The 21,165-nt window shown below is 66.5% G+C and carries 19 protein-coding genes and 2 pseudogenes; 10 read left to right on the top strand and 11 right to left on the bottom strand.

Annotation, left to right across the window (positions count from 1 at the left end; translation table 11 throughout):
• Positions 1–138: 138 nt before the first annotated feature.
• Positions 139–1,023: a LysR family transcriptional regulator gene (locus OHB49_RS41575; protein ID WP_329166194.1), complete on the top strand. Its 885-nt coding sequence runs from the start codon at positions 139–141 to the stop codon at positions 1,021–1,023.
• 248 nt (positions 1,024–1,271) lie between these two features.
• Here the strand turns inward: OHB49_RS41575 and OHB49_RS41580 are convergent, their stop codons facing one another.
• Both OHB49_RS41580 and OHB49_RS41585 read right to left on the bottom strand, forming a co-directional pair.
• Positions 1,272–2,753 carry a multicopper oxidase family protein gene (locus OHB49_RS41580; protein ID WP_329166196.1) on the bottom strand — a complete coding sequence of 494 codons (1,482 nt, stop codon included), beginning with the start codon at positions 2,751–2,753 and terminating at the stop codon, positions 1,272–1,274.
• Positions 2,754–3,481: 728 nt separating this feature from the next.
• Positions 3,482–4,108: a TetR/AcrR family transcriptional regulator gene (locus OHB49_RS41585; RefSeq protein WP_329166197.1), complete on the bottom strand. Its 627-nt coding sequence runs from the start codon at positions 4,106–4,108 to the stop codon at positions 3,482–3,484.
• 110 nt (positions 4,109–4,218) lie between these two features.
• Between OHB49_RS41585 and OHB49_RS41590 the strand changes: the two genes are divergently transcribed.
• Positions 4,219–5,034 (top strand): acetoacetate decarboxylase family protein, encoded by an 816-nt coding sequence (locus OHB49_RS41590; protein WP_329166198.1) that lies wholly within the window; start codon positions 4,219–4,221, stop codon positions 5,032–5,034.
• A 342-nt stretch (positions 5,035–5,376) separates the two neighbouring features.
• The gene (locus OHB49_RS41595; RefSeq protein ID WP_329166199.1) at positions 5,377–5,778 is read left to right on the top strand and encodes a tautomerase family protein; all 402 of its coding nucleotides are present in this window, start codon (positions 5,377–5,379) and stop codon (positions 5,776–5,778) included.
• Between the two features lie 374 nt (positions 5,779–6,152).
• On the opposite strand, the gene OHB49_RS41600 is transcribed toward OHB49_RS41595, so the two are convergent.
• The 3 genes from OHB49_RS41600 to OHB49_RS41610 all read right to left on the bottom strand — a co-directional run bounded on the left by OHB49_RS41600 (position 6,153) and on the right by OHB49_RS41610 (position 9,524).
• On the bottom strand, positions 6,153–6,785 hold the full coding sequence (locus tag OHB49_RS41600; RefSeq protein WP_329166200.1) for a UbiX family flavin prenyltransferase: 633 nt from the start codon (positions 6,783–6,785) through the stop codon (positions 6,153–6,155).
• 637 nt (positions 6,786–7,422) lie between these two features.
• Positions 7,423–8,925, bottom strand: coding sequence for a UbiD family decarboxylase (locus OHB49_RS41605; RefSeq protein WP_329166202.1), 1,503 nt, complete (start codon positions 8,923–8,925; stop codon positions 7,423–7,425).
• Complete coding sequence (locus OHB49_RS41610; RefSeq protein WP_329166204.1) at positions 8,925–9,524, bottom strand: non-oxidative hydroxyarylic acid decarboxylases subunit B; 600 nt, start codon at positions 9,522–9,524, stop codon at positions 8,925–8,927. Before OHB49_RS41610 ends, OHB49_RS41605 begins: the two co-directional genes overlap by 1 nt.
• Positions 9,525–9,638: 114 nt before the next feature.
• On the opposite strand from OHB49_RS41610, the gene OHB49_RS41615 reads away from it, so the two are divergent.
• Entirely contained in the window at positions 9,639–10,082 is a 444-nt protein-coding gene (locus OHB49_RS41615) for a MarR family winged helix-turn-helix transcriptional regulator (RefSeq protein WP_329166206.1), read from the top strand.
• Positions 10,083–10,461: 379 nt separating this feature from the next.
• Here OHB49_RS41615 and OHB49_RS41620 read toward each other — a convergent pair whose 3' ends face one another.
• Positions 10,462–11,007, bottom strand: coding sequence for a PfkB family carbohydrate kinase (locus OHB49_RS41620; RefSeq protein ID WP_329166207.1), 546 nt, complete (start codon positions 11,005–11,007; stop codon positions 10,462–10,464).
• On the bottom strand, positions 11,004–11,222 hold the full coding sequence (locus OHB49_RS41625) for a hypothetical protein (protein ID WP_329166208.1): 219 nt from the start codon (positions 11,220–11,222) through the stop codon (positions 11,004–11,006). Before OHB49_RS41625 ends, OHB49_RS41620 begins: the two co-directional genes overlap by 4 nt.
• A gap of 189 nt (positions 11,223–11,411) precedes the next feature.
• On the opposite strand from OHB49_RS41625, the gene OHB49_RS41630 reads away from it, so the two are divergent.
• From OHB49_RS41630 to OHB49_RS41645, 3 genes and pseudogenes are all read left to right on the top strand, one after another.
• Entirely contained in the window at positions 11,412–12,917 is a 1,506-nt protein-coding gene (locus tag OHB49_RS41630; protein WP_329166209.1) for an MFS transporter, read from the top strand.
• A 368-nt stretch (positions 12,918–13,285) separates the two neighbouring features.
• Positions 13,286–13,488: pseudogene (locus tag OHB49_RS41640) on the top strand (integrase core domain-containing protein); the annotation flags it as partial.
• Positions 13,489–13,561: 73 nt separating this feature from the next.
• The gene (locus OHB49_RS41645) at positions 13,562–14,515 is read left to right on the top strand and encodes an alpha/beta fold hydrolase (protein WP_329166210.1); all 954 of its coding nucleotides are present in this window, start codon (positions 13,562–13,564) and stop codon (positions 14,513–14,515) included.
• Between the two features lie 195 nt (positions 14,516–14,710).
• Here OHB49_RS41645 and pip read toward each other — a convergent pair whose 3' ends face one another.
• Positions 14,711–15,670: a prolyl aminopeptidase gene (pip, locus tag OHB49_RS41650; RefSeq protein ID WP_030980151.1), complete on the bottom strand. Its 960-nt coding sequence runs from the start codon at positions 15,668–15,670 to the stop codon at positions 14,711–14,713.
• Between the two features lie 180 nt (positions 15,671–15,850).
• On the opposite strand from pip, the pseudogene OHB49_RS41655 reads away from it, so the two are divergent.
• Both OHB49_RS41655 and OHB49_RS41660 read left to right on the top strand, forming a co-directional pair.
• A pseudogene (locus OHB49_RS41655) lies at positions 15,851–16,225 on the top strand (transposase family protein); the annotation flags it as partial.
• Between the two features lie 402 nt (positions 16,226–16,627).
• A complete protein-coding gene (locus OHB49_RS41660) occupies positions 16,628–17,533 on the top strand; it encodes a carbon-nitrogen hydrolase family protein (RefSeq protein ID WP_329166804.1) in 906 nt (301 codons plus the stop codon).
• A 427-nt stretch (positions 17,534–17,960) separates the two neighbouring features.
• Here OHB49_RS41660 and OHB49_RS41665 read toward each other — a convergent pair whose 3' ends face one another.
• From OHB49_RS41665 to OHB49_RS41675, 3 genes are all read right to left on the bottom strand, one after another.
• Positions 17,961–18,371: a RidA family protein gene (locus tag OHB49_RS41665; RefSeq protein ID WP_329166212.1), complete on the bottom strand. Its 411-nt coding sequence runs from the start codon at positions 18,369–18,371 to the stop codon at positions 17,961–17,963.
• Positions 18,372–18,573: 202 nt separating this feature from the next.
• Positions 18,574–18,987, bottom strand: coding sequence for a CoA-binding protein (locus tag OHB49_RS41670; RefSeq protein WP_329166805.1), 414 nt, complete (start codon positions 18,985–18,987; stop codon positions 18,574–18,576).
• Positions 18,988–19,248: 261 nt separating this feature from the next.
• Complete coding sequence (locus OHB49_RS41675) at positions 19,249–19,752, bottom strand: MarR family winged helix-turn-helix transcriptional regulator (protein WP_329166214.1); 504 nt, start codon at positions 19,750–19,752, stop codon at positions 19,249–19,251.
• Positions 19,753–19,865: 113 nt separating this feature from the next.
• Here OHB49_RS41675 and OHB49_RS41680 point away from each other — a divergent pair, with 113 nt between their 5' ends.
• Positions 19,866–20,714: an alpha/beta fold hydrolase gene (locus tag OHB49_RS41680; protein ID WP_329166216.1), complete on the top strand. Its 849-nt coding sequence runs from the start codon at positions 19,866–19,868 to the stop codon at positions 20,712–20,714.
• The last annotated feature ends 451 nt before the right edge of the window (positions 20,715–21,165 follow it).

A 21,165-nucleotide genomic window follows, 5' to 3' on the forward strand; every position in this document is an offset into this window, starting at 1 on the left:
ACGTAAGCCTTTCCTGGAACCTGGAACCTGGTGCCGCACGCTGCTGCCGCGGCGCGCGCTCTCAGCAGCGTGCCCCCGGCTCACAATTTGCGTCCAATAGAAGAAAACGAAGCCATTCAGCGTCTAGGCTTCTGAATCATGGAACTGAGACACCTGGAGTATTTCGTCGCAGTCGCCGAGGAGCGCCACTTCACCCGCGCCGCCGAGCGGCTGCTCGTCTCCCAGTCCGGCCTGTCGGCATCGGTCCGCTCCCTGGAGAAGGAGCTGGGCGCCCGGCTCTTCCTGCGCAACACCCGCAACGTTGAACTGACCGACGCCGGGCGTGCTCTGCTGGCCGAGGCGCACCGCACCCTGGCGGGTGTGCGCGCAGCGAGGGAGGCTGTGGACGCCGTACAAGGACTGCTGCGCGGCACCCTGGCTGTCGGCAGTGAGCAGTGCATGCTCAGCGCCGTGGACGTTCCCGCGCTGCTGGCCCGTTTTCGCAGCCTCCACCCCGGCGTGGAGATCCAGCTCCGGCAGGCGGGCTCGCAGACTCTGGCCGACGACGTCGCCGCTGGCCGGCTGGACCTCGCATTCGTCGCGCTGTGCGGGAAACCGCTGCAGGGCATGAGCCTGCTGCCGCTGGCAGACGAGCCGATGGTCCTGATGTGCCACCCCGAGCACCGGCTCGCAGCCCGCGAACAGGTCGAATGGGAGGAGCTGAACGGCGAGGCGTTCGTGGACTTCACTCCTGACTGGGGAGCTCGCGCTCTGGCTGACCGGGCCTTCGGCGAGGCCGGGGTGAAGCGGCAGGTGTCCCTGGAGGTGAACGACGTACACAGCCTCATCGACATGGTGGGGCACAGCCTGGGCATCGCCCTGGTACCCGAGCCCATCGCCCACAAGCCACAGGCGGCTTCCCTGCGTTGCCTGCGCCTGCCGGCCGCGACCACCCCGGTCTGGCGTGCCTCGATCGCCGTACCCGAACCGGATCGAACAGGGCCCGCCGCACGCCGATTGATCGACCTCGTGCCGGGAATCTGAAGGCTGCCGCACAGGCGTGGCCTACCGGGCAGCGGTTCGCCGATCGCACCCGGCAGAAGCGCGCCCGCATCGACGCCCTCCTTACCGAGGGCTACAGCCGGTGCGGAACCGCGCGAGCACTGAGCAGTTCGTCGACGGCGGACTGCGCGCCACCTGACAGGACTGCCCTGTCCGACGGGCCGGGAGCGATCGCCGGAGGTGGGCTCCTCACAACGGCCCGGTACCGTACCTTGCCCTGTCGTCGGCTGTCAGTTTTGCGAATCGCGGCTTTTGTCGACGATGTCGAGGACGGCCATCATGCCCATGTCCTCGTGGTTGAGGATGTGGCAGTGCAGGACGGTCTTGCCGGTGAAGTCGATGAAGTGGATGCGGAAGACGATCTCTCCACGCGCGGGCACGTTCACTGTGTCGTACCAGCCGTGGGAGGGGTCGTGGGTTTTCCCATCGGTGCTCATCAGCTGGAAGTCGTTGGTGTGGATGTGGAAGCTGTGGTCCTCGTTCGTGTCGTTGCGGACGCTCCACTCCTCGACGGTGCCGAAAGTGGAGGTGAAGTCGATCCGGTCCGGGTCGTACATCCGGCCGTTGATGAAGAACTTCGTGCCCGCTTTGTTTTCCGTGTAGACCACGGTCTTGCGGGCAGCGATCGTTGCGTGGCTCAGGTCTTCGTGTGAGGCGAAGCTGGTGGGGATGGTGGCCTGGGTCATGGACGGTCCGTCGGTGACGACGGTCGCGAGGACCGCTTGGGGGAACTGGTTTCCCGCGGTACCGGTGTTGTAGGGGAGGGTTTCCAGCCGGGTCGTGCCCGGGTTGCCGCCCTGGACGAGGACGTCGAAGCGGGCGCCGGCGGCGATGATCAGCGTGTCCTGGGCATAGACCTTACGGACGGGAATGCCGTCCTGGGCGATCACATGGAAGCGGGCGCCCGGGAGGTGAAGCTTGTAGTAGATGTTGGCGCCGATGTTGGCCAGCCGCCACAGCTGTGTCTCTCCCGGCCGGATGCGAATGATGGGGTTCTTCTGGCCGTTGACCGTGCGGTTGGTGGGTGCGCCGATGCTCAGGGGATGGGTCTTGATCGAGTCGCCCTGGATCTGGAAGTCCTTGAGCGCGAGCGTGTGCTCGGTGATGTGGCGCAATGACGGGGGCAGGTAGTGCTGGAGTCCGTCGACGATGATGATGCCGGACTCGCCGCCTGCGACCTGGGGGGCGGACATCATGTCGGCGTGTGAGTGGTACCAGTAGGTGCCGGTGGGCTGGTTGAGCGGCATTCGGTACGAGTAGTGGTACGAGTGGTTGTACTTGATGGCGATGAAGATGTCGTCGGCAGGCGCGCGCGGTGAGACGTGGAGGCCGTGCGTGTGCAGGTTGGTGTCCTCGTTGATGCGGTTGGTCATCGTGAGGTCGATGCGGTCGCCGGGTCGTGCGCGCAAGGTGGGCGGCATGTACGCCCCGTTGTAGGTTGTTGCGTACAACTGATGGTCGCCGACCTGGACCTTGCGTCGTTCCACGACAAGGGTGGCCTTGAGGGTGCCGTTGCGGCTGACGAGTTCCGGGGGGTCCTGCAGTCGGGGGGCCAGGCCCGCAGGTGTGGCGCCGTCCTGCGCTGCGGGCTGGTGCGTGGCGTGGGAGTGTCCCGTCGGTGCACAACCCGAGCCACCGGCCAGCGAGGCGGCGGCGAAGACCACGCCGACAACCAGCGAGGGCAGCGAGAAGTGGGTATTGAGCCGGGTCACATCTCTCCCCAGGGAAGTGTGTGGCCGGGCAAGACCTGCGCCCGGCCACGAAGTCACGACGACGGCCAACAGCCCGTCAGCTGGATCGTAGAGATGCGCATGTCAGGAGCAGCACGGCCACGCGGCGAGGGCGGCGGCATCCGCTCGGTCGGCCGTACACCGAGCAACCAATTGAGGCGGACGCGAGACGGTCTTGGCGCGGCCACTTGGAACATCCGTGTCATGACGTGCTTGAACCTTCGCCACCCTTGCGGCAGCCTCGGTTCCACAGAGCGGTGGCCCTGGGGTGCCGGGGGCTGTCCTGGGGGAAAGCCCCAGTTCGAGTTGTCGACCAGGGGCGTGGTTGAGGGTGGGCCAGGTTCTGCTCGTACTCGTTGACGAGGTCGTCGAGCAGATGAGCTCGGTGGACGCGACCAACAACGCTGAACTCGGCAGCTCTCCACCCGGCGCCGTGCCATGGTGCCGTCGGAGACACCGGGGCAAATGCTGACGACACCTCATTGCTTGGGCGGGAGACGGCTGGGTCGGGGCGCGCCGTGACTGGCACGTCGGCCCGATGGCCCGCACTCACCGACGAACAGACCGCCGCCGACGCTTCCCATGACGGCGACCAGGTCGCCCTCCGAGCGGGCGCCGGAGCCGGGCCTCGACGGTCCCACCGAGGCATTGACGGCAGCCGGTGGCCGTAGATCGCCCATCCGGTCACAGCTCGAGCGCAGTCGCCCGGTTCACGGGTCCGTAAGTGGACGCACCCCCGCCTCTCGGCGGGGGAGCAGCGGGGGAGTGTTGGTGACGAGTTGGACAAGGTGTTCGGCGAGGTCGGCGTCGAGGGGGGAGCCGGTCATGAGTCGTCGGTAGAGGATGGTGCCGGCCCAAATGTCCTGAACGAGGTCGGTGTCGAGGTCTTGGGGCAGGTCGCCGCGTCGGATTCCGCGGTGCAGTGCTGCGGCGATGTTCTCGCGTTTCCGGGAGAGGAAAGCCTCCCGGAAACGAGCCATGAGTTCGGGGTGGGGGAGAAGGCCGCCGGCGAGTGCGGGCAGCGAGGCGGCCATGTCCTCGTTCGCGTAGTTGTCGATGGTCATGTCGACGGCGTGGCGCAGTTCGGCGTGGGTGTCGCCTTGATCGGGGATCTCCTCGGCGCGGAAGATCTCGGCGAGCGCGTCGGCGACGAGTGCCTCCTTGCTGGGCCACCAGCGGTAGATGGTCGATTTGCCGACGCCCGCGGCCGCCGCGACGGCTTCGATGGTCAGTGCCGGGTATCCCTGTCCCGACAGGACATCCCGTGTCGCGTCGAGGATCTTTGAAACAGAACGCGGCCCACCGGCCACCGAACCTGAGGAGAAGACGAGTCCCATGTTCGGAACGATACGTATCGTTTCGTTCATGCGTCAAGGCGTGCTATCGTCGCGTTCATCAATGAAACGATACGTATCGTTTCGGTCTGTCTCTTCCCGAAGGACGTGGCATGAAGGGTTACACCGTCCCCCTGTCTCCCCGTGGCATCGCGAACCTGGCGCCCGCCCCGCCGTGGCACTACGCGGGCACCGTGGTGGGTGTGGAGTTCTTCACCGACCCGGCCGCCGCCGCAGCGACTCTGCCCGAGGGTCTGACCCCCGACCCGGACTCCGCCGGCCGCGGCGTCGCGATGTTCATCGACTGGCAGTACTCCTCCACGGGCCTGGAGTACCTGGACCCTGCACGCTCGCAGTACCGGGAGTTCCTCGTCACCTTGGACGCCCACTACAACGGCGCCCCAGTGGCCTGGTGCCCCTACATCTACGTGGACAACGACTCCGCCATGGCCCGCGGCTGGGTCCAGGGTTTTCCCAAGAAGCTCGGTGCCGTCCACCAGACCCGCGTCTACTCCGTCGGCGGGCCCGGCACTCCTGTTCTCGGCCCTGGCGGGCAGTTCGGCGCCACCGCCTCCGCCGCCGGACAGCGCATTGCCGAAGCCAGGATCACCCTCGAGCAGCCGGTCCCTGACCCTGCCGCCCTGATGAACCGCCCCGTGGTCAACCTCCGCCACTTCCCCCGCCTGGCCGCTGGGCAACACGACAAGCCCGCCGTCCACGAACTGGTCATGTCCGTGCTGGACGACGCCGCCGTCAGCGACGCCTGGGCCGGCACCGCCGACCTCGCCTTCCTCCCCGCCCACGGCGAAGAACTGGCCGACCTGCCTGTCCAGCGCACCGGCATGGGATTCCACTTCGACCTCGCCTACACGGTCACGGACCTCAAGACCCTCACCGACCACAGCAATGAGGACCTGTCCCGTCTGTGACGGTGGCGGAAGACGGCGGCGCCTTGTCAGTTCCGGTGTGCGGGGGTGTGGTGCCCGCAGCTGCACGGCACAGGACGGCGTCGACGCGATGAGGGTCCCCCTCCTGCGAACGAAGCCGAGCGTGGGGAGTCGGTAATCGATGACAACGCCGCAGATGTGTGTGCCACACCGGCGTCTCCGCCGTGATCGACCGGACAGATCCAAATCACCCCCACACACCACGAGGGCCCCGTCATCAGCCACCACCCCGGAGGCCCCTCCTCCAGGACGAACCATCCCCAACCCAGCCGTGCACCCGATGCCCGGGGGCACGCCCACAGGTCCTTCATCTCAGGAGTCGACGTGCCCATCTATACCTGCACCACCGCCCAGGGAACGCTGAGGGCCGGTGCCAAGGGCGACCTGGCCGCCGAGATCACCAGGATCCACGCGGAGATCAATCACGTCTCGCCCACGTACGTCAACGTGCTCTTCTCCGAACTGCCTCAGGACAGCGTCTACGTCGGCGGGGAACCAGGGGCGCCGCTCCTGATCAGCGGCTGGGCGCGCCGCGGCCACCCGCAGGAGGAGACGACCCGCTTGGCACTCGAGCTGTCGGCGGCGGTGTCCCGCATCACCGGGATACCCGAGCACCGCATCCTGGTGGTGATCCAGGACAGTCCCGCGCGTTCCGCTGTCGAGGCCGGCCGGGTCCTGCCCGACCCGGGTCAGGAGAAGGAATGGCTGAGCCGGTACGAGGCGTAATGCCGGGGCCGGGGCTACGGCCCGTGGTTCTCTGAACAGAGCTCCCTCGGGAGCCATCTGGGAACCCACCTCGGCATCTTGCACCCAGTCGGTTCCCGTGCATACGGAGCTCACGCCTTGGTGTGGCTCTCGCGCAGGGCGACCCATGTCTTCGTGATCATTGGAATCTGCGCGCTCGCGTGCGTCATGCGCTCGATCGGCGGCCTTCCCGCCGATGGCCTGGGCCCTGGGAGCGGCGTGCCTGCGCGCCAAGCGTGCTGCGACCGTCGTGGTCGATCTGTCCGGACCCGGCGCGGAACCGACAGGGAGCACCCCAGCGCGAAGCCACTTGAGTTCGCCGACGCGTCGTGTTTTCGGAGCCCCTGGCCAGTCCGCTAGCGTGCTTGAGTGTGCTCGCGTCGCGCCGCGGTGTCGGTGCCGTCCCACTGGTAGCGATCTGTGCCGGGAAGGCCCAGGAACTGCAAGACGCGTTCGACGAACTCGTCCCGCAGTTGCGCGAGTGTCTCCGGCACGTTGTAGTACGTGGGGATCATGGGGTACACGGTGGCTCCGGCCTCTGTGATAGCGACCATGTTGCGCAGGTGGATGAGGTTCAGAGGGGCTTCCCGCAGGCAGAGGACGAGTTTGCGCCGTTGCTTCAACATCACGTCCGCGGCTCGCTCGATGAGGCTCTCGGTCTGGCCGTGAGCGATGCGTCCGAGTACGCCGGCCGCGCATGGCAAGATGATCATTGCGTCGCTCGGGTAGCTGCCGCTGGTCACTGGTCCGGACATGTCGGCCGGATCCAGGAAGCGTACTTTCGGCGATGTCGCCTCCAGGGCCTGGACCACCGAGTCCGGATCTTCACTGGTCTGGAATTCGAAGGCCACTAGTTTGCGCCCGTTGGCCGACACCAGAAGATTGATATGGCCGACCCGGTCGTCCTGCTGAAGTGCGGCAAGCAACGCCTTGGCCACACCGGTGCCGCCCGCTCCCGTGACAGCAACTGTCACATTCTGCTGGGTCACGACTGTACCTTTCTCGACGCATCGGGTCGGCAATCGCACTGTCTCGTGCCCAACAAGTGATGGCTCGACGCGTGAGGTTGAGGACCGTTTCCCGCTTCGGTCCGACACGCATGCTGATCGGTACCTCGCCATGCGATCGTCAAATCCCATGGATCACTCGACCAGCGGCTTCTTACGATTCTCATTCACCCAGGCGGCGTCCACCGCTCAGCGAGGTATCAAAAATATCCGAACCGGCTGGGCGTGTACCGGCGTGTTCTACGTCCCACCTGCATGAGACACGAGCACCGCTCCTTCCTCGGTGAAGGTTGTGGACAGGCATCTGAACTTCCTTTGATGCGGCTCCAATTGCGCCGTCTGAGAACGAGCCCGTGCGGGAGATCCACCCGGCTCCCGCGCCTCAACCGACCGGGCTGGTCCGACGCCGCCCCCTGACCGCCAAGATGTGAACGATCAGGGGGCGAGCCGTGGACGGCGCCGTCTGGTTTTCCGTTGTGTCTGTTCTGGGACTCTGTCCGACGGCGGTCCAGCCCGTTGTGACGGGAGGTTGAGGGTCCCGACGAGCCTGACAACCGATCATGCTGGTTGTATGGCGGGCCACCTGGCGGTTGCACCCCAGAGGTCTATGGCACCGCAGTCAGCTCGATGCGGCAGAACCGGTGTCGCCTGCCAACTCGGACTCGGCGGCCAGGACCTTGGCGCGCACCGCTGCCGGGAAGACACCGTCGAATGTCGCGGGAGGGACGCGTCCGCCACCCACCGCCGGGAGCAGGGCGTCGTGCACGACGACGGCTCCCCAGCCGTTGTGCAGTTCCTCCTCTAGGAAGCACGGGTACCACGGCATGATCGGTCCGTGCCACTGCTCTTGACGGAGTGACGGATGCACCCTGGTGGCAAGCGCCCACAGGAGATCCGAGTCATTCGACGGATCCACGTCGTCGTCGAGGACATAGACGACGGGGGAGAGTCGGCCAACCCGGGTGCCGTTCAGTACTTCACCGATGCGGTGCACGAATCGCGCGGTGTCCATACCCGGCAACAAGTCGCGCCAGTTCTGCGGGACCGTGATCACCGTCCAGAAGCAGGCGGCGCCGAGAGGTAGCCAGGCCGTCGTGATCGGCAGACCAGCCTCCTGCAAGACCGCGACGACCTCTGCTGAGATGCCCGCAGCCGGAGCGACGTGCGAGTCGTCCACAGGCCGTCCGGCGGCGGCCAGCGGCCAGATGGGGCCGTCCCGGTACGTGATCGCTTCGATGCTGAAGAGCGGTTGCGGCGACGTCTCGGGCAGTGCCCAGCCGTGGAACTCCGCGAACGGGCCCTCCACGGCATCACGCGTTGCGGACAGGTGCCCCTCGATGACGACCTCGGCGGAGGCAGGCACCTCCAGATCGTTGGTCTCGCACTTCACCACGTCGACCGCCTTGCCCAGCACCGCCCCGAGAAACGCGCCCTCGTCGACCTCGGTCGGAACGGTCATCCCACCGACGATGGGTACGCCTGGGTCGCCTCCCTGAACGAGGGCGTAGGGCATCGGCTCGCCGATGGCCTCCCACTCACGCCAGATCATGCCGAGATGCTGACTCGGCAGCACCAGTCCGGTCATGTGCCGCTCGTCGACCATCATGATGCGAGAAATTGACCAGTTCGTCCACCGGCCGTCCGGTGTCTTGGCGACGATCACACCCCACGTGTTGACGTAGGGGCCGCCGTCGCTCTGGTGAACGAACGGGATCGGGAATCGGTCGAGACGCGCCTCTTCACCCATCAGGATGTTCTGCTTGCAGGGTGCCGAGTCGGCTGTCACACGCCGCGGCGGGAGCAGTTGCTTGGTTCCTGCCTGCCTGAGATGTTCGACCAGCTCGGCAGTGGTCGTCGTGTACGGCAGGCCGAGAGAGAGGGAGACCCGCGCCAGCGGATACCCGGGAACGCTCGACAGGGCGCCCGGGGCTCCGATCATGCGGAACCCCTCATCGACTCCGCTGAGGTGTTCGAAGAACGGGGCGGGCCGGCCGTTCTCGGTGGACCGCCGTGTGACAGCTGACGCTTCCAGATTCGGATCGATCACGCGCGAGATGCGCTGAACATCTCCCAGCGCTTCGAGCGCGGAGATGTAGGACCGGAGGTCATTGATTTCGGTCATCAGTTCCTTACGCCTTTCAATTCGGATGGGCGAGGCATTCCGTCCCATCGCTGCGTCGATGGCACCTGGATGTCCAGCTGATCCAGCACTCGGACAACCACATGCTCAACGAGCTCGTCGATAGTTTTTGGGCGGCTATAGAAAGCCGGCATAGGCGGAACGATCCTCGCTCCCATGCGGGAGAGCGCCAGCATGTTCTCGAGATGGATTTCGCTGAGCGGGGTCTCCCTCGGCACGAGTACCAGGGGGCGCCGCTCTTTCAACGTGACGTCGGCGGCGCGGGGAATGAGACCATCGGCGTATCCGGCTCGAATTCCGGCGAGTGTCTTCATGCTGCACGGTGCGATAATCATTCCGTCTGTCTGAAATGACCCTGACGAAATCGCCGCACCCTGATCATTCCAGGCATAGGACACGTCTGCCAGGTCGGTAACTTTGCGAACCGATAGGTTGGTCTCCAGGTGGATTGTTGCTTTGGCCCATTGAGACAGAACGAGATGCGTTTCCACGTCCGGCTGGTTCTGTAGCCGGCGAAGCAGCTCGACACCGAAGACGGCGCCGGTTGCTCCGGTCATCCCCAAGGTCACCCGTCGCGGCATGGGAACCACCTTCCGTACACGGTAAGTCCGTACACGGATCAATGTAGAAGGTGAGGGTTCCGAATGCAAATAGTCCGTGTACCGACTGACAGTGCACGGATGTACCCTGGGCCTATGACTACCGGAGCGCGATACGAGGGCTTGCTGGCTGACGGCATGGCCCACCAGCTACGACGTGCCTCGCAGGCGGTGAACGCATCGTGGCAACTTCGCAGCAGTGACCTCACGCCTCCGCAGTTCGCAGTGGTTCAAGTCCTGGATGAGCGCGGAAGCCTCGACCAGAAGACTCTCGGCGCCCTCGCCGCAGTCGACCGGTCGACGCTCACCCCCCTCCTCGACCGACTCGTGGCCCGTGGCCTGATCACCAAGACCATGGATGTCCACAACCGCCGTCGGCAACTGATCGCTCTGACTCCTGCCGGGCATGAACGAGCAGCCCTGGGCCGCCAGCAGGCACAGGAAACCAGCCGTTGGATCGAAGAACTGCTCGGGCCTGAGCGACTCGCGACCCTGACTCTGCTGCTCAAGGAACTCGGGGACGCGGGCCGCGACCAGTAGTCGGAGAGCGATCGCGCGCGAGCAATTCTGTGCGCCGAGCCATCACCTGCTGTGCCCATCTACACCGAACGCCCCAACGACGCCACCACGCAGCGCGACTGGTGTCCGCTGTGGGGTTCGTGGGGTTTGCCCGGCTGCTGCGAAGACTTGTAGCCGCTCCTCCAGCATCGGTCCCCGCCGACGGCGGGGCGCAGGCACTCGTGGCGGCGTGCCGGACGGCGGCCTGCCCGGCTTCGGACAGGACCTGGTGTTCACCCACGCGACGGTCGCGAGGCCGGGACAGCATCGAGCCCGGGCCCCGAACTGTCACTTCGCCCACCAGTTTTCGACGGCCCCCGACACCCTGGGGTCGCGGCCGCTGCCCGGTCCTGGCCCTTCGTCAGCGCGGACACCGCGAGCAACCGCACAGGCTCATGCGCGTTCCGCGACCAGGACCGTGCTTCCCTCGCCAGATCACTAACGCCGTGAAGCGTGACAGCAACGGACCGTTGACCGGCATCACCATCCCGTAGCCGGAGAGCTGCACCAGACCGCCGGGCCGCAGCTGCGCGGCGATCACGTCGACATCCGACCGCGTCAGCTCCGCTTCGACCCCGAAACTGGTGACGAAGGTACGTTCGCCACCGCCGTCGACCAGGGCCACGGTGAAGCCGGTGTCGCCGTCCGTACGGGCGGGCAGCAGCGTTCCGATCTGTTCGGCGGCGAGCGCCTCGCGTATGAGGTCGCCGTACGGCCCCGTGCCGTGCAGCCCGGCGAAGACCGCTTCCGCGCCGAGGTGGCGGGCCGCGACCAGGGTGTTGAAACCGCCGCCCGCAGTCAGTTCCGTACGCGTGCCGATGACGTCGCCGCCGCGTTCGGGCAGTGCGGGAACCTCGATCACCAGATCGGCGATGACATTCCCTGCGAGGATGAGACGGCCGCTCATTGTCCGGCCTCCTGAAGAGCGGGGAAGGCGGGTTCGTTCCCGGTGCCTGCCGCGGTGCTGGTACGTCGGCCGAACAGCGCGTACACCACCGCGCCGACGGCCATCGAGATCGCCCAGCCCAATCCGTTCACACCGAACCAGGTGTCGGAGAGCGAGCCCGCGAACCAGACGTCGGTGTCGCTCGTCGACGCCTTGGTGAAGAGCAGACCGGCCACGATGGCGGCGGCCCAGCCGAGGACGGCGGGAAGGTGGAAGCCGCCCAGGGGCCGTGTGTAGTATCAGAGCACTGGAAGTAAAAACGTGTGTTCACTGCTGGGCATCGACGCCGGTTGATGAAGTAGGGGCCACGCGCGTATACGCGGTATCGGACGATCCGCCACTTCTTCACATCGAAGGAGTGTGCAGTGAACGTCCGTCGCAATGGAGCTGTCGAGAATGTCGGCGCCCCGACCGCGGCCTCTCGGGCGCCGCAATCCCTGCGCGAAGTGGGGGTAGCCCTCGCAGGGCTATCAGCGGTGTTTCTGTTCGAGATGCTGGACAACTCGATCCTCAACGTCGCATTGCCGACCATCGGCCGCGAGCTGTCGGCGTCGACGACTGCTCTGCAGTGGGTCACGGGCGTGTATGCCGTCGTGTTCGGCGGGCTGATGCTGGCCCTCGGCGCGCTGGCTGACCGGGTTGGCCGCCGCAAGGTCATGCTGGTCGGGCTGGTGCTGCTGGGTGTGGCAAGTCTGGCAACCGCGTTCGTCACCACGGCGGAGCAGCTCATCGCGATCCGCGCGGCGATGGGCGTTGCGGCCGCGATGACGACGCCGGGCTCCCTCGCCTTGGCGTTCCGCCTGTTCGACGAAGACGGGCTCCGCGTCCGTGCGACGACGCTGATCTCGACCGTGGGCCTGGTCGGACTCGGGATCGGGCCCACGGTAGGTGGCTTCGTGCTCGCATTCGCTCCGTGGCAGGTGCTGCTGCTGGTGAACGTGCCGATCGCTGCACTCGCGTTCATCGGCATTCGACGCGGTATCCCCGCTGACAAGGCGGACGAGCTGCACCGCGACCCTATCGATGGCGCGGGTGCCCTGCTCGGCACGGCCACGATCGTGCTCGCGCTGGTCGCACCGACGCTGTTCGTCCACACGGGCACCGCATCGCCTCTCCCGTGGCTGACGACGGCAGCGGCCATCGTGATGGCAGTGCTGTTCGTCGTCCGCGAGAGGTCTGCCCGCTATCCGCTGCTCGATCTCAAACTCGTCGCTCGCCCACTCGTGTCGAGCGGCCTGGCGTTCAAGGCCGCCGCAGGCCTTGCGACCGCCGGCCTCGGCTACCTCGTGACCCTCCAGCTCCAGCTCGATTGGGGCTGGACGCCCGCCGAAGCGGCTATGGGAATGTTGCCGCAGGTCGTCGTGCTCATCGCTGGCGGTGCTCTCATCGGTCCGCTGGTCATGCGCGTCGGTCTCGACAAGGCCGCCTGGCTCAGCGCCGGTGCTGTCGTGTGCGGGCTCGCCGTCTACGGGCTGCTGGGCCGCTTCGGGTACGTGTGGATCGCCCTCGCGCTCGTGCTCGTCGCCGCCGGTATGCGCGTCGTAGGTGTCGTCGCAGGGACCAACGTGATGCGCGGCCTCCCTACCAACCGCACCACCATCGGAGCGGCGCTGGTGGACACCGCCAGCGAAGTCACCACCGGAGTCGGCATCGCTGTCAGCGGGACCATCCTCGCAGCGCTCTTCACTGGCGATCTCGCCACATCGAGCTGGAGCACTTACCAGACCACGGAGTTCCGCGAGGCGGTCACCTGGGCCGGCCTCACGCTCACGGTCCTGGCTGCGGCGCTGGTGGGATGGGGCATCATCCGTGCCCGTTGCGACGCGGGCAGCACGACGCGATCGCCCGCGGCCGATGCGGACGTCGAGTAGGCGCAAGGAACGAGCTTCTGCCGAGATCCGCGAGCCGCCTCCCGGCTCGACCTTGTCCTTCGGGACTTCACTCCCGATCCCACGGCGATCGACACCTGCTGGTGCGGCGACATCACATACATTCCGACCGCAGAGGGCTGGCTCTACCTGGCCACCGTCATCGTCATCGCCTCCCGCCGCAACGACGGCGCCCCCGGTGACTTCATCGGAGACCTACCCGTCAGTTCCTTCATCCACCCTGTCGGGCTGCCCATTACACCTCCACCATCGAGGTGTTGCGACGACCGGTTGAATCCGCCCAATACACCATCCAGCAATTCGCGGCTCTGGCAACCGAGTTCGGCGTTCTTCTCTCAGTCGGCCGCACCGGCCAGTGCTGGGACAACGCCCTCGTCGAGTCCTTCTTCGCGACGATCAAACACGAACTACTCGACACAAAACCCCGCCGAGCCGGGCCCCGGCCCGAATCGCGATCTTCGACTTCATCGAGAGCTGGTACAACTTGCACCGACTGCACAGCAGCCTCGGCTACCGCAGCCCCGCCGACTACGAGACCGCACTCGCGGCCTGACCACCACACCAAGTGTGTCCGTCAAAGCGGAACAAGTTCACGACCGTGAGTGATGATCCGTGGGTTCTTGTGGGTGGTGTTCGGCACCGTGATATCGGTGCCTCAGCTTGTTCTTTACCTTGGGCGGAGCTTCAGTGACACCGGTAGATTCTTCGCGGTGACTTTGATGGAGACGCAGGGGCTCGTGTCGATGACCGACGGGGCGCAGTTGCGCTGGATGGCGCTGGGGGACACGACTCGGCAGCCGGCTGTGATCCTGCTCCACGGCGGTCCGGGTCTGCCGGACTATCTGGGCGATGTTGCCCCCATGATCGCGGACCTCGCGCCTGTGTACCGGTACGACCAGCGTGGCACGGGCCAGTCCCCGTGGCGTGGCCCCCATTCCTTCGCCCGGCATGTCGACGATCTCGCTGAATTGCTCGCCGCATGGGACGTGCCCGGTGCAGTGCTGATCGGGCATTCCTACGGCACCGATCTGGCGAGCCGGTTCTGCCTGAGGCACTCTCACCGGGTTGCCGCAATCCTGCTGATGTGCGGGCCATTCGTCGGTGATTGGCGTACTGGGGACCGAGCGGAGCGCGGCCGCCGCATGTCCGCAGCGCAGCAGGAGCGGCTCCGCGAGCTGGAGGAGCTACCGGATCGCACGGAGGAACAGGAAGTCGAGCTACTCACGCTGGCCTGGTTCACCGACCACGCCGACACCGAACGCGGGTGGCACTGGGCAGCCCAGAGTGCCCGGCGGCGTCGCCCGGTCAACTGGTCCATGAACGGCGAACTCGGCAAGGAAGGACGCGCGGATCCGCTCGATGGACACCTTGCCGATCTCCGTGCGCGCCTGCCCGCGCGGGCGGAGCTCCTCGGTGGGGTCGACGATCCCCGTCCTGTGTCGGCGCTTGAAGAACTCGCGCTCCGGCTCGCTATTCCGCTTACCCGGATCGAGGGCGCAGGGCACGAGCCCTGGTTGGAGCAGCCCGACGCTGTGCGTACGCACCTTCGGCGGTTCGTGCAAGGCGCCGTGGGCGCATAGGGCTTCGACGGGGTCGCTGGCTGCTTGGTCGTGAACTCGTCCACCAGGGGCTTCACCCTTCCGTCAGACCAACAGCGCAACCACGATGGCAAGTTGGCAAATCCTCACTGTCGGTTCGGGTGCGGGTGGCCGACCCGCCGGGCCGTGGTGCGGAAGTCGACGGACGGGTTCGGGCGCCTTGGCGTGCTCTGAGAATCACCGGTGCTTGAAGTCCTCGATGGCCGCCCGGACCGTCGCCCCCAACGCGTCGCTTCCGGCGTGCCCTGAGTTCTCGATGATGTGGAGCCGCGCGTCCGGCCAGACCTTCGCCAGCTCCCACGCGGTCTGTACCGGGCTGCCCATGTCGTGTCGGCCGTGGACCAGCACCGCCGGGATCCCGGCCAGCTTGTGGGCGTTCCTCAGTAGTTGGTCCTCCTCCAGCCATGCGCCGTTGCTGAAGATGTGGGCGCAGATCCGTACGAACGCGATCTGCGATTCGACCTCCCGGTCGCTGTACATGCCGGGTACGCCGTTGGGCTCGTTCGAGATGACCGCGTCCTCCCAGGCGAGCCAGCCGAGAGCGGCCTTCTCCCGAATCGCCCGGTCAGGGTTCTCCATCAGCCGTGCGTAAGCGGCCAGCAGGTCGCCCTCGCGCTCGTCCTCGGGAACGCCGTCGCGGAACCTGTCCCACGCCTCGGGGTGGAACCGCCCGGCACCCCGGTAGAGCCAGTCGGTCTCGGTGCGGCGGGTCATCGTCACTGCTGGGATGACCATCTCGCTGACCCGCTCGGGATGCTGTTGCGCATAGGCCAGGACGAGCGTCGCGCCCCAGGAGGCTCCGTACAGCAACCACTTCTCGATGCCGAGGTGCTCGCGCAGCTGTTCCATGTCGTCGATCAGGTGCTGCGTGGTGTTCAGGCTCATGTCGGCCGCCGGGTCGCTGGCGTGCGGGGTGCTACGACCGCAGTTCCGCTGGTCGAAGCGGACGACACGGTAGCGCTCAGGGTCCCAAGCCCGCGGGGGCCGCTGCGGTGTGCCCGCCCCCGGGCCGCCGTGGACACTGAGGGCAGGCTTGCCTTCTGGGTTGCCGATCTGTTCGTAGTAGACGCGATTGCCGTCTCCGGCGTCGAGAAAACCGACGTCATAGGGATCGGTCGGAGGATAGAGATCAACCATGACCGTAGATCCTACGGAGTGATCGTGGCGGAGCCCCTTGGTTTTTTCAGCAAACTGCCCTTCTGGCATGGGCGTTGAGCAGGCAGACGGGCGGAGCCCCCGGAGGTGGGTCTTCGCACCTGTGCCCACCGGAGGGTTCGTGCGCCTTCCCGTCCGTCCGGGCTGACAATAGACAGGACGAACAGGCAGTTCACCGCAGAGCCGTCTGGCCGCCTGCTGTGGGCCTCTCTTGCTCTCCCCGAAGCCGTCCACGATATCCATGCGGCTCGCGAGCACGGCATCGGCGACCTCTCGTCAAAGCCGGCATCGCGTGCTGGGCCGACGAGGGCCACCAGGGCGCCGGAGGCACGGTCCGTGTCCCTACCGTGGCCAGTGGAAGAAGCCTTCCGACGCGCAGCAGGCGGTCAACCGGTCGTACGCGAAAATCCGAGCACTCTTGAACAGGCATCGCCGTCCGCAGCCTCGCGGTTCCTCCGCAAGGTTCGCTGCTCGACGACCCGGATTGCGGCCCTCGTTCAGGCTGTCCTCTGCCCGCACCTGGCCTGCACAGACTGAGAATGAAAACGCTCAGTGACACTTTCTCTGTCAAGTTCAGCGTGCTGAACTGTCGTGTTCTCTCCAGCGGCCGGCCATTCGACGGGCGCTGGACCGGTTGACGGATGTTGACGGAGTCGGCGGGCGACGGCATGATGACCGACTGCGTGGCCTACGCCGAACCTCCCGCGACCGTCCCCAGCACGGTCTCCCCTCGGAGGCAAAGGGACCAGTGTCTCAGGTCGTTGTCGCAGCCCGATCGCCTCGGGCGAGGTTGCTGGGGAGCCGTCGCTCAAGGCGTGGAAGGCCGCGATGACAGCCGGTAGGAACTTCAAGCGCCAGGTGCGTGCCCGCGCCGCCAAGACCGGCGAGTCCTACACGTCCGCCCTCCGGCACTTCCGTCCGACTCCATCAGGAGACGTCATGTCGGAAGCAAGGAATCCCAAGAGCGTGTGGCTCGCAGTAGCGCAGACCCCCGTACGCGATGACCCCCGAGACGCTGAAGCGCTGCGTGAGAGCGGCCGTGAGGTCCGTGCTCTGATGCGCGAGGCCAGTACTCGGGGAGCGAGGATCGTGCACTTTCCGGAAGGCGCGATCTGTTCTCCCAACAAGCTTGTCATGTCCGTCGACGGCCCGGACGTGGTCGGCCCGGCGGACTGGGATCGGTGCCAGTGGCCGGTGCTCCATTCGGAGTTGGCCGCGATCGCCGAGTTGGCCCGCGATTTGCGGCTGTGGACGGTGATTGCCTCGGCGCACCGCTTGACCGAGGCGAACCGCCCGCACAACAGCCTCTACGTAATTTCCGATCGTGGCGCGGTCGTCACGCGTTACGACGAGCGCCTGCTGTCGAAGACGAAGGTCTCGTACATGTATTCGCCGGGCATCTCACCGGTGACCTTCGACGTCGACGGTGTGCGCTTCGGCTGCCTGCTCGGCATGGAGATCCACTACCCGGAGTTGTTCGCCGAATACGAGAAGCTGAATGTCGACTGCGTCCTGTTCTCGACGACCGGCGTCTCCCCGGGTGCTGTCGCCGCGCAAGCCCAAGGCCATGCCGCGGTCAACAGCTACTGGGTCAGCTTCTCGGTGCCCACACAGCACAGCGCCACCGCACCGTCCGGAGTCATCGCGCCCAATGGCGACTGGCTTGAGCGGTGCGCCACGGACGGCTCGCCATCCGTAGCCGTCGTGAACCTTGACGACAGTTCCGAGGCGGCCGCCGAATCAGTGACCTACGCGCGTCCCTGGCGTCGTGAGTCGCGCGCGGGCGTCTACGCCGAACACCAGGTGACCGACCCGCGCAGCGAAGACCGAACTGCGGCCTTCTAGCGCAGAAGCAGAATCCGAGGGTTCGCGGGTTCGGGATGGCTCCCGCGCCGCGAACACCTCGGATTCTGAGTTGTTGGGGTAACCGGATCATTGTCGGCGGCCGGTCCCCGCATCAGTCACGGGTTCTGGAGGGGCGCACCGTATCGAATCGTCATTACAGCAAGTACCGAATTGACGGCTCTGGCGATGGTGTCCCAGGAGTCAGTCATCAAAGCCCGGACACTACTCGATACCTGCTGAACCCACCGTCGAATTGCGGACGTTCGCTATGGCGGCGACCGACACCACAGTGCCTCAACTCAGCCGCCCGACAGGCGAGCAGGACACGCCTACGGAGGAGTCGGAAGCCGACGCGGCCGAGCATCTGCCGTTTGAGCGTCTTGATCCACAGGCTGATGCCCGCCACCACGTCTTCGCCGACCAGCGGTCAGGTGGGTAGTGCCGCCGTGAGGTCGACCTCGATCAGCTGCCCGGGAAAGCCGAGCTGCTCGATGCCGAGCAGTGTGCTCGCGGTGGTGAACGCGGGCCCGACGGCCGAACGGGTGAGGCGTTGCCAGGCGGCGCCCAGGATCGCGGCATTGCCGCTGACCACATAGATCACCGAACGGACGACCTGATCGGGCCGGGCACCCACCGTACTGAGGGCGGCGAGGGCATTGGCTGCTACCTGGTCGATCTGCGCATCGAGGTCGCCCGGACCCACCAGCGTGCCGGAGCGGCCGAGAGGGCACTGTCCGGCCAGGAAAGCCGTCCGGCCCGCTTCCACCACTGTGATGTGGTGACAGCCGGGCGTCGGATGGAGCTGATCGGGATTGATTCGAGTGATCTCCGTGGTCATGCGGGCGAGTCTGGCGATTCGGCCGACGGAGTGCACTGGGTATTCGTCCGGTCCACGATCCGGACACAGCGCGCTTCCGAAGTGCGGGCTGCACCACATCGTCCAGTACGACGACGGGAATGGTGTCGTCATCGCCGCCTTGACTCGCGGTTCCTGGGAATGTGAGTGATGTGTGGTCGCGCAGTGGCTGGCTGCGGGAGCGTCAGCCCAGCGCCAGCCGGGGTATCTCCCGTCCGGGGGAGCGGTCCATCACCATCAGCAGGCCGGCCTCGCGAGTCCTGGCGTAGGCGGCCTCGTCTATGACGCCCAGTTGGAACCAGACCGCTTTGGCGCCGATCGCCACAGCCTGGTCGGCGACGCCTCCGGCGAGGGCGGAGTTGACGAACACGTCCACGACATCAACCTGGAAGGGGATCTCCGCAAGGGAAGCGTAGCCCTGCTCACCGTGCACCGTCTCGGCCTTTGGGTGCACGGGCACTACTCTCTTGCCGATGCGCTGCAGCTTCTCGGCCACGCGGTAAGCGGCCCGTTCGGGGTTGTCGGACAGGCCCACCACGGCCCAGGTGTCTCCTGCAGTGGTGAGAATCTTCCTGATCGTCGCGTCATCGCCATAGATCGTCATGCCCAGCACCGCCGCGCGGTGGTGAGTTCCGCACCAGTCATGGGGAGCGTCAGGTCTGTGGACTTCGTCAGTCGCATGAGTAGACGTTATCCAGTTTGAATACTGTATGCAATAGTGCAGGCGTGGGCTCCCGTCGCGCGGGCAGCTGGAGCGACCCGGATGCGGTGGCCGAGCAGTGCAGTTCGATGCGCTCAGCTGCTTCGCCGGAGCCAGAGCGTTCCAGGGGCGGTCGTTGCCGATCGGCCCGGAGGGCGGCTACGGCTTCGCTTTGGCGTGAGGTTCTGCCGCGGCATCGAGATCGCGGGCGCGGGCGGCGACCGACGGCGTCAATCGGTGGGCCAGCAGGTCCAGGGCCTCCGTGACCTCGATGAGGATGTCCGGGTCGGGGGCGGTGCCGTCGGGGCCGGACAGGGCCGTGGTAAGGGCGTCGTCGATGGTGGCAGCGCGGACCTCGGCGACCCGGGCGGAGGGCTTCGCAGTGGGGTGGATGAGTCGGCGACGCCGGTCGGCCGGGTCGGGCTCCGTGTTGACCGAGCCCGCCTGCTCCAACCGGGCAACGGCGGTGGAGACCTGACTCTGCGGCAGGCCTGTCCGCGCGGCGATTTCGCCGACCGTTGTCCCGGGGTGGGTGACGAGGTCGCCGAGGACGACGACCACCGAGCGGATCGATCCCTGCGAATCCGACGTCGGCCGGGGCATCGCCTGTTCGCCGATCTTCATGAGGGTGCGTCCCAGGAGGAACAGTTCGACTCCGTTCATGACCGCAAGGGTACATCGAAATGGATGCATCTATATTGATGTATCTATTTCGATGAGTTACTGTCGCGGTGTCAGTCGGAGATGCCGACGACAGTCGGCAAGGGGGACCCGTCATGACCACGACCGCCGCCACCATCCGCACCCTCTCCGTCCCGGGCGCAACCCTCCACTTCCAGGTCGAGGGCATCGGCCCCGTCCTCCTTCTGTCCCAGAGCGGCGAGGGTGATGCGGACCGCACGGTCGACCTTGTCCCGTACCTGGTCGACACCTTCACGGTCGTCACCTACGACCGCCGCGGCCTGTCGCGCAGCACTCTCGACGACCCCGCCCGGCCCGTCGCCATGGCCGACCACGCGGACGACGTCGCCCGGTTGCTCGCCGAGGTCACCGATGGGCCGGCGCTGATGGCCGGGTTCAGCATGGGCGCCGCGATCGGCCTCCAGACCGTGGCCCGCCACCCGGGCATGTTGAGCACACTGATCGCACACGAGCCCGTGATGCCGAACCTGCTGCCCGAGGCAGACCGTGCGGAGCACGTGGCCGAGCTGTCGGCCATCCAGGACGCATACGCGGCCGGTGGCCTGACGGCGGCGTTCCCGGCGATCGCCCGGCACCTCGGCATCGACCCGGCGCACGACGAGACCGAGGAGGGCCTCACCCCTCAGCCGCTCACGCTCCGCCGACAGGCCAACTTCGGGTTCTTCATCGGAACGGAGTTCACGGCCGTCACCACGGACGGCCTCGATCCGGCGGAGCCGGTGCGGGCTGCAGCGCGGACCGGAACGCGGATCATCCCGGCGACGGGCCGGACGACCCGGCCGGTGGTACACACCTATCGCTGCGCGCTGGCACTGGCGGCGCGACTGGGCGCGGAGTCGGTCGAGTTTCCGGGCGGCCACAACGGGAACACCGCGTTCCCCCGGGCGACGGCACAGGTGCTGAAGTCCGTGCTCGGGTGGTGACCTCCTCCAGCGGCACACGCAGAGCCCCAGCGTGTTTTTCCTTGGGCCTGTATGGACGGAGGTCCTCGCGGACAAGCCGGGCAGGCAGTAACTCCGGTTGAACAGGAGGCAGGTGCTGCCTCACTGACGATGCGGCCGCGAGGCTGCCGCCGAACTGGTCAGCCGTTCTACGCTGCCGCTGTTCTTGGGCTGCAAGTCGGTGAAGCAGGCCGGGAAGCAGATATGGATTTCTTCGTAGTGTCCGTACGCGACAGTGCGCCGCAAGTACGCCACTGATCAGTGGGTTTCTCCTATCGTCCCGCTCGGGTACGCGATCCGAGAGGTCGCGGTGACGGGCACCGGGGCGCAGGGCGGCGCCGATGCCGTGGCGGTGTCGAGCGGTCTGGCTCACCGAGAGGCCCACATGGATCAGATGAGGCTCGCGAACGGGTGTGGTTGACGGTGCCGACCG

Source organism: Streptomyces sp. NBC_01717, assembly GCF_036248255.1.
Lineage (GTDB): Bacteria > Actinomycetota > Actinomycetes > Streptomycetales > Streptomycetaceae > Streptomyces.